The following is a 12,974-nucleotide window of genomic DNA, read 5'->3' on the forward strand; positions in this document are numbered from 1 at the left end:
AGATAGAACAAACAAACTCGAAACAAAAAGAGGAAAACACCATGAGAACAAATAAGATACTTCCGGCGATCCTTTGCGGAGCCATACTGCTCTCGATGGCAGGATGCGGTCAGACGACACCCGTCACTAGCACACAGGCAGAGGCGCCGGCAGAAGGTACGACAGCTGAAGCAACCACAGAAGCTGAGACTGAAGCTCCCGCAGCGACAGAAGCATCGGTGCCGGATAACAGTGACGATATCTTCGTAAGCGCCTATCCCGCATTTGCAGTCACTTCCCGGAGCCTCCACGACGGCAAGTGGGATAAGATAACGGCACATGACGGAGAAAATGCTTCTCCGGAGCTTTCCTGGGAACCCGTAGAAGGCGCCACGGAATATGCCATCTATATGATCGACCTGGATACCGGCTACAACATCCACTGGAAGTCCAAAAACATCAAGGAGACAACACTTCCCGAAGGCTGGGCGCCTGTGATCACCGAATATAACGGACCTTATCCGCCGAGCGGCAGCACACATAATTACAACGTTTATGTAATAGCCCTCAAGGCTCCCGTCAGGGGGATGCAAGGCGGCATACACGGCATCTACGCCAATGTGAAAGATTTCATTGATGCACTGGATACCGATGCCGAAGGCAATACGGGAAACATAGTCGCAGTAGGCCGGGTATCAGGGACCTATACGCGATAAGTATGGTAAACAATTCCAGTATCACCCGGTAAACTTTTTTAAATAGCATTCTCTATGTTATCCTTAAAACGATAATAGGAAAACACAACAAGAAAGAGGACTACACCATGAAAAAACATAAGATACTCCCTGCAATTCTTTGCGGAGCCATACTTCTCTCTATGGCAGGATGCGGTCAGACTACACCCGCCACGAGCACTCAGTCAGAGGCTCCGACAGAAGGTACGACAACTGAAGCAACCACAGAGGCAACCACTGAAGCTCCCACAGAAACAGAAGCAACGGTACCTGATAACAGCGACGACATCTTCGTAAGTGCATATCCCGCATTTGCGGTCACTTCCCAGAGCCTCCACGACGGCAAATGGGATGAGATAACTGCAAATACTTTGGACGGAAAGAACGCATCTCCCGAGCTTTCCTGGGAACCAGTCGAAGGCGCCACTGAATATGCCATCTACATGATCGACATGGATACCGGATACTTTATCCACTGGAAGTCCGGAAACATCAAGGAGACAACCCTTCCCGAAGGCTGGGCTCCCAAATCAGAATACATCGGACCTTATCCGCCTAGCGGCAGCACACACCACTATACCGTATACGTAATAGCCCTCAAGGCACCCGTCGAGAGGATGAAGGGCGGCATAAACTCAATTTATGCCAAGGTCAAAGACTTCATCGACGCGCTCGATACCGATGCCGAAGGCAATACGGGAAACATAGTCGGAGTAGGCCGGGTATCAGGAGCCTATACGGCAAAGTAAGAAAGACAAGAGCAGAGGCTGCCAGATGGCAGCCTCACTTATTCTTCCGGTTTATACTCCTCTATCCTGCTCACTATCTTCATGTCTTCTTCGTCAAGACCTGAACAGGCATTTGCAACTGCCATCACTTTGGCTAGCACGGGCTCGGGTGAATCCAATGCCGATATGCCCGCAACAGGGCCCTCGTCGAGCATCGCATCCATTATCTTCAGTATCCCCTTTATCTCTTCCAAGGACAGATCTTTCCTGTCCAGCAGTTCTTCAACACCCGCTTTGTTAAAGACCTTGAGTGCCGAATAATCGGGAAGAACGGAATTATCCACTCCGTGCAGAAGAAGCCATTTCTTTATCTCATCGTTCTCAGGTTCTATGAAGCTTACGCAGTGTATCCTTCCCCACCCGTGGACTCTCTTTGCAAGATCTAATATCTCCATCTGTCCGTCCGACCAGTGCCTCATAATGAACACGGTAAAGAGCGTGAACTCATCCGAAAGACCCATGGTCCTTATGACGGTCATGAGGTCGGGATCTTTTGAGGTATCTACCAGTTCAAGTATTATCAGACCTATCTTCACGCACTCACGGTCAGACGTCTCCGTCAGAAGATGAAATGCAAATCTCACCATGTTCTGCACCGACAGATCATCCTGGTTATTCAGTATCGCATCCTGGACATCGTCAATTATCGTGACTGCCCTGTTCTTCTTGCAGAACGACGCAAAACCTGAAGTTGCTTTGTCTATGTCACCGTCATTGGCGGTTATAAGAAGCTTAAGAAGCTCCTGTTCCTCTTCCTCCGACATGGGCGAGAATCCCATATGGTAGATATTTATGCCGTCCATGGCACCGTCGGCAAATATCGCCATCTTTTCGTCTTCCATGGGCGGAAGGCTAAAACCTGAAGGCAGCTTTCCGTCGCTGTCCACTGCTTCCGAAATATACTGAAACAAAGATCTGTCCATATGCGGTTACCTCATTAAGAACATGTGTGAAAGAGTAACTGCTCTTATTATAGTGAACTTTATCCCGATTGTGATATCCTTACACCAACGGAGGATGAGCTTATGGATGAATATGATATCAAGTGCGAGGAGATACGCAGGGAAAACGAAGAATACCTGAAGATATTCGAAGAAGATCTGAAGGCAGCAGGACTGGCTCCCAAGACCATCAGAAACCATGTATCAAACGCGGAATTCTTCATTAACGATTATCTGATGCTCAGAAGTCTGCATCATATTGACCAAGGTCTGTATGAACTGGGAAGTTTCTTTGATTTCTTCATCCATAAATGCATGTGGTCTACGCCGGATACCGTCGGGAAGACCGCTACAAGCATAAAGAAATTCTACAAATGCATGGCTGAACACGGAAAGATCAGCACGAAGAACTACGAACTCATCGCCGATGAGATAAAGGATGGAACTCCTTTATGGAAGTCCGAATGCGATGCTTTCAATAACTGGTAAACAGCAAAGGGGATCGGTACAAAGATTTGAGAAGACTAGTATTCGGCATCTTATCCGCCCTCCTTTTGGGGATAGAGATACTCATAGGCTTGTTCGCGCACAGATGGGTAAGGGCTTATCTGGGCGACGTGCTCGTGGTAATACTCATCTATACGATAGTAAGGACCATATCTCCTTACAGACCAAAGAAATGGTTCATCCTTCCGACGGTAATACTCATCTTCTCGTTCATTGTGGAATTCCTTCAGTTATGGGGATTCTGCGACCGGTTCGGAATAACGAATCAGCTGATGAGGATAATTATCGGGACAGGATTTTCTGTCTGGGATCTTGTTTGCTATGCGGTGGGGGTAGTGCCTTGCTATGTGGGGGAATATGTAATGAAGAAATACCTTTTACCCATAAAAGCATCTTAAGAACAAGCATCTATATGTTATGGGCATAGTGTTTAATAGTAGCACTAAAAAGACTTTCAATAAAATCGAATGAAGTCAACAATAATAATGCAAACGCATAAGAAATAATCTGATAACCCGATTATTAAAAGTGTGTTATCGCAACGTAAACAAATGAAAGAAAGCCTATTTTTTCATGTTCAAGATGTTATAATTTTTTTATATTTTTAAAGGAGGGTGTTTCTTATGCCAACATATCAACCACAGACAATAAAAAGGACAATGGAAGATATAATTAGTGGTAAGCTGATTCTTCCTGCTCTTCAGAGAAATTTCGTTTGGCCAGAAGATAAAATAATTGATTTGTTTGATAGCTTGGTCAAAGAATACCCCATTGGTACTTTCTTGTTTTGGGATGTTACGCCAGAAGTCTTTGCGGAATATTCTTTTAGCAAAGTGTTAACTGAGGTTAAAGAATCAAGGGATAAAAAATATAGAGGACGCCCCGCTGACGAAGGCAGAACAGAATACTGTGCTATTTTGGACGGGCAACAAAGAATAACTTCTCTTGCGATTAGTATACTTGGAAAAAGCATAATGCACACAAGGGGAATGCCTTGGGATTTAGATACAAGTTTCGTTGATAAGTATTTTTGTTTGAATATTCTCCATAAACCTATAGATGACGATGATAAATATCAATTCCGCTTTTTGCCAGAAGAAGAAATTGGCCATCTCAACGCATATGTTGTTAGAGATGAAGAAGATAATGAGACAACAATAAATGAATATTGGGTTAAAGTGGCTGATATTTACAGTGACGATGCGATGTTTAATGAAAACAATGGAGGGTTGTTTACGTGGGTGACAAATTTGGAGTTGCTGAATCGGGATGTTTTTACCGTTGAAAAAAGACTATTTATTAATAATGTAATGACAACACTCCGAAATGCTCTAGTAAGCAGAGAAGTTGTTAGTGTTTATACAACACCTAACAATTTAAGTTTAAACAAAATTGTTGATATCTTTGTCCGAGTTAATAGCGGCGGACAAAGATTAGATGATGCCGACTTGATTCTATCAATCGCCAGTGGTGATATTGCTGAAGAGAACTTTTATGACAAAGCTTCAAGCGCAGTAGAAGAAATAAAAGCATGCACAACCAACTCCTTCAAATGTGATAAAAAGTTTATTCTTAGTGTCGGTTTGTTATTTACTAATGCGCCGTCATTATCGCTAAAGAACCCAGAAAATTATTCGCGACATTCCGTTCAAAATATAGTTGATATATGGGATACGTTAATTGAAAAGATTAAGGCTGCTGTTATTTTTGTCAACAAACTTGATTTTGACGTTAGTAAATTGAGTGCAAATTTCTTTGTCCCTATTGCTTATTATTTTTACAAAACAGATAGGGGGTTAAACTATTATGAATCTGTTGATTCTGTTCGTGATCGTGTTTACATTCGTCAGTGGTTGTTTAGAACAATGATCAATCATATTTTTGATGAAGGCACCGGAAAATCATTGCTCAGAATGCGAACAGTTATAGACGAAGCGTTGCAAACTGCTACTTATTTCCCGTTAGATGCATTCCTCACTTTAAGAAATCCAATTAAGAGACCTATTAGAATCACTGAAGAACAAATTAGAGATATTATTGATTGGAAATGGCCAGACTATAGAATTATTCCATTATTAAAAGAATTATCACCATCTATACCAAGTGGTGACTATGCTCAAGATCATATTTGGCCTAGAATACACTTAACAAATATAAGAAGGCTAAGAGAAGCAACACCTAATCTTAGCGAAGCCGAGCGTCAGATATTTAAGAGCAACGCTGATTTTTTACCTAATATTGAATTATTAACTGGAAATGAAAACTCACAAAAAAGAGACCGATTCTTTGATTCTTGGATTAATTCATTTTACAGCGATGAAAACAGAAGAAACGCTTTGTTTGATAGAAATATAATCCCGATTAGGGAAGGATACGGATTTGAGTCTTTTATATCTTTCTTTAATGAAAGAAAAACTTTACTTGAGGGAAAAATAACAGAAGCTTTTCCTGATGATATAGAGTCCATCAATAGGCGATTTGAATTATAATTGAGTGACAAATTAACTAAAGAACGAAGAAGCTGGAATGTGTCCAGAATCAAAGAAAAAGACACAGGAATAGGGGCAGCTATAAGAAAGCGCCTCTTTTCTTGTGGATACGGATATCGCAAAAATTTTAAACACCTCACAGGTAATCTGTTCTCTAAGAACTAATTATTTACAGCAAACAAAATGCTCTTATTGGAATATTGCCACTACTACGTCCTCTTCGACCTCGAGACAACGGGTTTGTCTTCTGAAAAGGATGCCATAATTGAGATATCTGCCTTGAAAGTATCTGATGGCAAGGTAATAGATGAATTCTCTACCCTTGTAAATCCAGTTATACACATTCCTTATATGGCCAGCAGCATCAACGGGATTACTGATGATATGGTCCAGAATGCTCCGGATATCGAACAGGCACTAACTGACTTCATTTCCTTCATAGGAAACAACGTCCTTGTCGGACATAATCTCAGGAACTTCGATCTTAAATTCATTCAAAGGGATTGTATGGACTTATTTGGCAAAACACTGCCCAATGATTATGTCGATACCCTGATTCTCTCCAGAAGGTATTTGCCTGATCTCAGTAGTCATTCTCTTGAAGCATTAGCTTACCATTACGGAATATCCTACGAAGGAGCACACCGTGCCCTTGCAGACTGTCACATCACTAAACAGGTCTACGATAACCTAGCCAAGGAGATAGAGAATCCGTCGGAAGCCGCCAAGAATGTTAAGGTGTGTCCCCGCTGCGGCAATATCCTGAAGAAACGCAACGGCAAATTCGGCGAGTTCTGGGGATGTGCAAGCTATCCAGAGTGCAAATACACTCGAGATATCGATGTAAGTGAACAGTGACAGATTGTCCACCTATTGCGGTAATCATTTATCTTAATTAAGTGTAAAATAAATCTGATAGTCAGCTTTCATATTTCATTTTTAACATAAGATATCGGAGTACCGCTTATGAGAGAACGAATCTTACTTGTTCCCGGACTTAACGGAAATGAGCTTATCAAGAATCTTGCCCTTTATAACGTAAAGTGTTTTAACCTGAGGATCGTAACCGGAAGCGAGCTTGCACAGATGGCACTGATCCGTTCAGGCATAGCCGTTAAAGAAGAATTCATTGATACCACCGAAGAGATCACAATAATATCCAAAGCAATCAAAGGTATCAGGTACTTTGATAAACCCACATACTCCGATCTTTCAAATATAACATCTGCCATAAGGCGGATGAGAAGTCTTGTTACAGATCCTGACGAAACAAAGGTAATCGAAGATACTTTGTCCGAAGGCATGTTCAAAACAAAGAACGATGCCCTGATCAAAGCATACAAGGAATACATGCGTATCCTGAAGGACAAGTCTTGTATAGATTCCGTATCGCTTATAAGGAAAGCAATCGCTGAATGCACTTCATTCGATGCAGAATTTGAAATCCTGAAGGAATATCCGCTTAATCCCGTTGAAAGCGCTCTTATACAAAAAGTATCTGATGGCAAAGCAAATACAATAAGCATTAATGATCTATATAACGCCTCAGATAAGCCTATAAAGATATCAAGCTATAAGAATTGTTATGGGGCTTCAAACGAAGTAGAGACGATAATTACGGACATCTATTCAGGCAAGAATACCGATGACTGTACTGTTGTGGTAACAGACCCAGCTACTTACGGTCAGTTGTTCCTTGACTATGCACTGATGTACGATATTCCCGTAACATTCGGCTGCGGGATTCCGATAATGAATTCCAATCCGGCAAAACTTCTGGTCCTTTACTATAACTGGATGACAAGCGGTTTCTTCGGTTCTACTTCTATCAAGGCAATGCTTACCAGCGACGCTTTTGACAGAGGCAATCTGCCGTTATCCGATGAAGAATTCAGTTGGAACGTATTCTATGAGCTTCTCTGTCAGATAAGATATACCAACGACATCAATGTCAATCTGTCCCGTTACGACAAGTTTAAGAAAGCTCTGATGGAAGACGGAGCGCTTATCGACGAAGATGATACTGAGTCGCTAGAAGCATTCCATGAAAAGGAACTCTGTCTGGAATCTCTCAGGAGAATGGCTTACGAGTTATCTTTGTTGCCCGAGGAATTCATAACTAAATACTCGTATCTCAGAAAGAGCAAAAACAGTAATTCAGAAGCCCTGCTTTCGGCTTTGGACTCGGCTTCCGTAAAAGGTATTGCCGACCAACTGGCAATTATACGCAAAGCAGAGATAGATCAGTCTCTTGAAGACATAATCCGAAGCATTCTCGCTACCGGACAACTCTCCCAACAGAGCGAACCCGGTAAGATACATATAACCACAGTCGACAAAGCGGCTGCTTCTGTCAGGAAGAATATGTATATCGCCGAAATGTCCGCAACAAGATTCCCCGGTTCACCAAAAGAGAACTATCTGCTTCTAGATGAGGAGTTAAGAGCCTTCGGCTCTCCTGCTGAACGGTTTACATCTGCGGGACGCATAATGGCCAACAGAGACCATCTGCTCGAGTTGGTGAGACTTGCATCAGGACTCGAATCGGACATTCAGGTATCCTATGCCGGACTTAATGTCTCTGAACTTAAACAGGAAAATGCTTCATCACTTATATATGAACTCTACAAGGAAGAGCACGGGAACGACATTACATACGAGCAGTTGATGAAGAACATCAAGACCGTTGAATACTTTGAGCCCAAAGTATCGATAGGACGTTATATAGGAAAAGCATATCTGAAGAAGAATCTTATTCCGACTCATACCCACAACAACGCACCACGTCAGGTCGCCCAGGACATCACCGAGCGGGAGTTCTCTCCGTCGGCATTGGACAAATACGTTGGCTGTCCGCGCAAATTCATGCTCAGATACATCATCGGTCTTCATGAGCCTGATGAGGACGATCCTTTCCTCGTCATTGCACCTAACGAGGAAGGTGTGTTGCTGCATTCATTGATGGAACTGCTCGCCGATCCTGCAACGGATAAAGATAAGTTCATGCAGGCAGCTGAAGAGTACTTTGACAGATATATAGCTGAACATACACCTCTTATTCCCGACAATGTAAAAGATAAGAGAACACAGTTTCTGGAAATGGCAGATCAGGCTTATGAGAGCGATCCGCACAGGGAGATCATTCTCAAGGAAGAGGATATTCATAAGACCCACGAATGCGGCATCAGGTTATACGGTTATCCTGACCGCGTGGAAAAACTGGAAGACGGTTCCTGCATCATTGTCGATTACAAGACAAGTCATAAGGAAAGACATGCAGAGAACGACCCGGCATCATGTCTTCAGGTACTCATCTACGCTTATCTGATGGAACAGAGCGGATACAAGGTGTCCCACTGCGAATACAGATATGTCCGTCTGGAAAAGACGATCAGGTGTGAATGGAACGAAGAGACCAAGAGTGAACTGGATGACATTCTTACAGATTTTAAAGAACATATGGAAAACGGATACTTCCCTACATTCAGCAATTTCATTCCAAATGTAAAAGATTTCAATCCGTGTGAACACTGTAAGTATGGTCTCGTGTGCGGTAAGGGGGTATAAAGATGACTAGCCTTGAAACAGATTCTTTATCCAGAAAACGAATAGTTAATGATATAGATACCAACTTCCTCGTTGAGGCTGGTGCCGGTTCGGGGAAGACCACCATGCTCGTCAGCAGGATGGTAGCCATGGTCGAGGGCGGTGTCGACATAAGTAAGATATGTGCCATCACATTCACCAAAGCAGCTGCAAACGAGTTCTATGAAAGATTTCAGGCATTGCTGATCAAGCGCAGTAATCCCGAAGAGAAATGGGAAGATAAAGGCCTGCCGGGACAACTGCCAAAGCCAACTCCTACGACTCAGAAAAGATGCGAAGAAGCACTTAAGAATATCGACCTCTGCTTTATGGGTACGATCGATTCATTCTGCAACATGATCCTCTCAGAGCACCCTTCGGAAGCCGGCATTCCTTCTGATGCTGTCCTTATCACCGATGCAGATGCCAAAGAATTATACCGCCAGTATTATGTAAAGATCTGCGAGGGCGAATATGGAGACGACAAAGCATCAATGGCCCGCACATTCAGGCTGTTGTACGATGACAGCGAAGAGGTATTCTCCGAATTTATGCCTTTCTTCATGGACAACCGCAATGTCCACTTCAATTATCACGAAGAAACTGAATTCAATATTGACAAACGGTATAAAGATATACGCGACGATCTTATCTTCCTTGCAACATTCCTTTGTGATCACCAAGAGTTGAAATACGAAGGTAATCAGGAAAGCCGTGATGCATGGGAAAGGATCGAGAAGACGAGAAGACGCCTGTCGAGGCAGTGGAGCACAAATTACACAAACATACTCTATGCCCTAAAGAGTCTGGCTGATATCTGCGTCGTCAGTGATTCTGCTGATGAGTATCCGATACTCATTAGCGAATGGTTCGAAGAACGGCAAGGGTTCCTGAAGGTCAAGGAAGATGTAATACGCCTCAAGGATGAATTAGACAGACTAAAATACAACATAACACTGTCTTTCTTCGTAAACTGCATATCCATATTCGAACAGGCCTTACGTGAAAGAGGCCGCCTGACATTCTTCGATTATCTGTTCTATCTTAAGGAGATGCTGCGTAAGGACGCAGGAAACGGAGGAAAACTGATATCTTATATCTATAAGAGATACAGCCATTTCCTGATAGACGAATTCCAGGACACGAATCCGATGCAGGCTGAGATATTCTTCTATCTCACGTCTAAAAACCCTGTTCAGCGGTGGGATCAGTGCATTCCCAGACCGGGCTCCCTGTTTATTGTCGGTGATCCGAAGCAGTCAATTTACAGGTTCAGAGGCGCGGATGTCAGATCTTTTCTTTTTGTTAAGAGTCTCTTCGTCCAGCCTGTCGGTGAAGTGTTACAACTCAGCAGAAACTTCAGATCGACACAGTTCCTGATCGGTCACTTCAATAATATCTTTACTGTTATGCTTCCTGAAGCAACACAAGATCAAAGCCAGTTCGAAGAGATTCCGCCCCGCGAAGAATCAAAAGATGAATTCGAGGGCATATTCACCTACAACGCTTATATCGGCAAAGCCGCTGAGGAACATTCAGACAAGACCGATCCTCTGATGGTGCTTAAGATTATCAAGGAGCTTACAAACCGGGAAGAATATAAGATAAGAGACAAGAAGACAGGAGAACTGCGCCCTATCAGATACAGTGACTTCATGGTCATTACATCAAGTAAGAGAGCGCTGACTCCGATAATGGATGAATTAAGAGCTAATGAGATACCTACAAGAGTCGAAGGCAAGATCCCGTTTGAGAAAAACATAGCTTTGCTGGAGACATTCACGCTGTATTCAGCAATTACGGATTCAAACGATCAGATATCCCTCTACGGGGCACTGACAGGAAGCATAATCGGTGTAACAGCCGCTGACATAATTGATTACATAAACAACGGCGGGAAACTGTCATTATATGGCGATGAATTTGACCGTTCAGAATGCAAAGATGAGAATGCCATAAAAGTAGCTAATGCCATAGATAAACTCAGAAAATGGCATGAACGATCCCGCACCATGTCCCCTGCCGCATTATTTACAGGAATAATCGAAGAATTCGAGATCTATAATTACGTGTCGACTGAAAACTTGGAGATAATGTATTACACGGCCGAACTTCTCCGCAACGCTGAAAAGGCGGGGCTTATCAGAAACCACCGTGATTGTGTTGGTTTCATCGCAGAATTGCTTTCCGGTAAATCGGAACAGGAAAGGTGTCTCTCTTTGAGCAGCGACATCGACTGTGTACACATGGCAAATCTCCACAAGGTAAAGGGCTTGGAGGCTCCGATCGTCATACTTACGGCATATTCAACATGGAGACCGCCTGTAAGCCACAGGATAGAACACAACGTAGATGGCACGGAAGGTTACATCTTCCGGGAAAAACCTCAGGATGCCGATTTCAATGCACCCCCGAGTTTCCAAACGGATATATTCACAGATAAGGAACGTGAAGAAGGAATATCCCGGGCAGCTGAAACTCAAAGACTCCTTTATGTCGGTGCTACAAGAGCACGTAACGCACTGATAATATGCAACAGATATGCATACAAAGGGAAAAGACTGCAGATAGATTCCAGATGGTCACCTTTGGTAGAGTTCGGCATACCGGATCTGTTCCGCTCGATCACGCCCAAAGAACCGGAACAATTGCCTCCACTAAAAGTTAAAGATCCGACAAGACTATATGAGGTCTGCAAAGAGCGCAATGTCATCAACACCAGGGATGATGGAACAAAGCGCGATAATGAGGCGGAATCCTATGCGATCATCAACCCAAGCAAATTGGGAATTAAATCACATTCTTCAGGAGATAAAGAGAATAAATCCAAGAAGCTCATAGAGCCCACACTGCTTGGTTCTACAGTCCACAGAATGTTGGAGATATTAGTCTTATCCAAAGGCGACATTGATATTGGCGTCACAGTTGACGGAATAATCAAGGAATTCATAACACCTTACAACGAATGCTATTCAGCAGCATTGAGCAGCACGCTGAAGGATGTAGCCAAAACAATGAAGAGTGGCGGTTATCCCCAGACAAACGACGCTCCGCAGGATCTGTTGCCAGTTTTATTCAAGGCAGATCAAGTCTACTGTGAGGTTCCCTTCAGTTACAAATATACCGAAGACAGCAAGACCGTAGTCAGAAAAGGAATTATAGACCTTCTTTATTGTTCCGAAGGAAAATGGCACATAATTGATTATAAGACCAACGAAGAAGCAAAAGACCTGGACTATGCATACGAGAAACAGCTTAACGCGTACAAGGAAGCCTTATTGGCAACGGAGGGCATTGATGCTGATGCGATGATCTATCATATTGATGTGTAGGAACAGTGGTGCTTTATCATCTATATTATTCAATGAATATCAACAGAATCAGAGTTCTTTTTCCAACAAATCTGCTACTGTCATAAAATCATTCTTTATGTCGTTAGGATGCTGATCTGGATCCTTGTTTATCTTCATTTTTACAATTATTGCACATATTGGTTCAGGGTCTTTGTATTGACTTTCATAATCAATGTATTCAGCATCATATATGCAGAATTTTGTAATTCTGTCATAGATAAGAAAATGATTCGGATGGTTAAACATTATCCAGCGGTCTGTATCTTTAGGAGAATACTCATTTAACAAATAATCTAATCTTTTATATCTGATTGGAATTTGTGCAGGTCTTTCATAGTTGTCAGAAGACATCTTTGAATAGTTTTTCTCATCAATATTCATCTTAACCAACTTAAACTTACTATTAGGCTGTTTGATAAATTCTTCATCATCCTTTAAAGATTGAAGACCCAATGGATCTCTTTGAGATATCCCTGTATTCTTCTCATCACATTCAGTAAATGAATTGCCGATTAATTCATTGTCACTAGACATATTCCAAATCCTCCATATAATGAGATACAACCAACTATACACTAATTGGATATAAAACTAACTC

Annotated in this window: 11 protein-coding genes; 9 read left to right on the plus strand and 2 right to left on the minus strand. The window is 42.5% G+C overall.

Annotated features, from left to right (window positions below; translation table 11 throughout):
- Positions 1-41 precede the first annotated feature (41 nt).
- Together BO18_RS23765 and BO18_RS23770 are read left to right on the plus strand one after the other, a co-directional pair.
- Positions 42-695, plus strand: a complete 654-nt coding sequence (locus BO18_RS23765; protein WP_051689106.1) for a hypothetical protein — start codon at positions 42-44, stop codon at positions 693-695.
- A gap of 107 nt (positions 696-802) precedes the next feature.
- Positions 803-1,462, plus strand: coding sequence for a hypothetical protein (locus tag BO18_RS23770; protein ID WP_051689107.1), 660 nt, complete (start codon positions 803-805; stop codon positions 1,460-1,462).
- Between the two features lie 38 nt (positions 1,463-1,500).
- Here the strand turns inward: BO18_RS23770 and BO18_RS23775 are convergent, their stop codons facing one another.
- Positions 1,501-2,424 carry a hypothetical protein gene (locus BO18_RS23775; protein WP_034450120.1) on the minus strand — a complete coding sequence of 308 codons (924 nt, stop codon included), beginning with the start codon at positions 2,422-2,424 and terminating at the stop codon, positions 1,501-1,503.
- Positions 2,425-2,526: 102 nt separating this feature from the next.
- Between BO18_RS23775 and BO18_RS23780 the strand changes: the two genes are divergently transcribed.
- The 7 genes from BO18_RS23780 to BO18_RS23805 all read left to right on the plus strand — a co-directional run bounded on the left by BO18_RS23780 (position 2,527) and on the right by BO18_RS23805 (position 12,355).
- Positions 2,527-2,931 carry a PQQ-binding-like beta-propeller repeat protein gene (locus BO18_RS23780; protein ID WP_034450123.1) on the plus strand — a complete coding sequence of 135 codons (405 nt, stop codon included), beginning with the start codon at positions 2,527-2,529 and terminating at the stop codon, positions 2,929-2,931.
- Between the two features lie 26 nt (positions 2,932-2,957).
- Positions 2,958-3,347, plus strand: a complete 390-nt coding sequence (locus BO18_RS23785) for a ribosomal maturation YjgA family protein (RefSeq protein WP_051689108.1) — start codon at positions 2,958-2,960, stop codon at positions 3,345-3,347.
- Between the two features lie 225 nt (positions 3,348-3,572).
- Positions 3,573-5,438 carry a DUF262 domain-containing protein gene (locus BO18_RS23790; RefSeq protein WP_034450126.1) on the plus strand — a complete coding sequence of 622 codons (1,866 nt, stop codon included), beginning with the start codon at positions 3,573-3,575 and terminating at the stop codon, positions 5,436-5,438.
- Complete coding sequence (locus BO18_RS36535) at positions 5,439-5,603, plus strand: hypothetical protein (RefSeq protein ID WP_081861229.1); 165 nt, start codon at positions 5,439-5,441, stop codon at positions 5,601-5,603.
- 18 nt (positions 5,604-5,621) lie between these two features.
- Positions 5,622-6,296, plus strand: coding sequence for a 3'-5' exonuclease (locus tag BO18_RS23795; RefSeq protein WP_034450131.1), 675 nt, complete (start codon positions 5,622-5,624; stop codon positions 6,294-6,296).
- 108 nt (positions 6,297-6,404) lie between these two features.
- A complete protein-coding gene (locus tag BO18_RS23800; protein WP_034450134.1) occupies positions 6,405-9,005 on the plus strand; it encodes a PD-(D/E)XK nuclease family protein in 2,601 nt (866 codons plus the stop codon).
- Between the two features lie 2 nt (positions 9,006-9,007).
- Entirely contained in the window at positions 9,008-12,355 is a 3,348-nt protein-coding gene (locus tag BO18_RS23805; RefSeq protein WP_034450136.1) for a UvrD-helicase domain-containing protein, read from the plus strand.
- 48 nt (positions 12,356-12,403) lie between these two features.
- On the opposite strand, the gene BO18_RS23810 is transcribed toward BO18_RS23805, so the two are convergent.
- Complete coding sequence (locus BO18_RS23810) at positions 12,404-12,910, minus strand: hypothetical protein (RefSeq protein WP_034450138.1); 507 nt, start codon at positions 12,908-12,910, stop codon at positions 12,404-12,406.
- Between the last annotated feature and the right edge of the window lie 64 nt (positions 12,911-12,974).

The sequence above is a fragment of the Butyrivibrio sp. AE2032 genome, from assembly GCF_000702965.1.

Coding starts and splice junctions, on each gene's coding strand:
- BO18_RS23765 (WP_051689106.1), top strand. CDS start 42: ATGAGAACAAATAAGATACTTCCGGCGATCCTTTGCGGAGCCATACTG.
- BO18_RS23770 (WP_051689107.1), top strand. CDS start 803: ATGAAAAAACATAAGATACTCCCTGCAATTCTTTGCGGAGCCATACTT.
- BO18_RS23775 (WP_034450120.1), bottom strand. CDS start 2,424: ATGGACAGATCTTTGTTTCAGTATATTTCGGAAGCAGTGGACAGCGAC.
- BO18_RS23780 (WP_034450123.1), top strand. CDS start 2,527: ATGGATGAATATGATATCAAGTGCGAGGAGATACGCAGGGAAAACGAA.
- BO18_RS23790 (WP_034450126.1), top strand. CDS start 3,573: ATGCCAACATATCAACCACAGACAATAAAAAGGACAATGGAAGATATA.
- BO18_RS23795 (WP_034450131.1), top strand. CDS start 5,622: ATGCTCTTATTGGAATATTGCCACTACTACGTCCTCTTCGACCTCGAG.
- BO18_RS23800 (WP_034450134.1), top strand. CDS start 6,405: ATGAGAGAACGAATCTTACTTGTTCCCGGACTTAACGGAAATGAGCTT.
- BO18_RS23805 (WP_034450136.1), top strand. CDS start 9,008: ATGACTAGCCTTGAAACAGATTCTTTATCCAGAAAACGAATAGTTAAT.
- BO18_RS23810 (WP_034450138.1), bottom strand. CDS start 12,910: ATGTCTAGTGACAATGAATTAATCGGCAATTCATTTACTGAATGTGAT.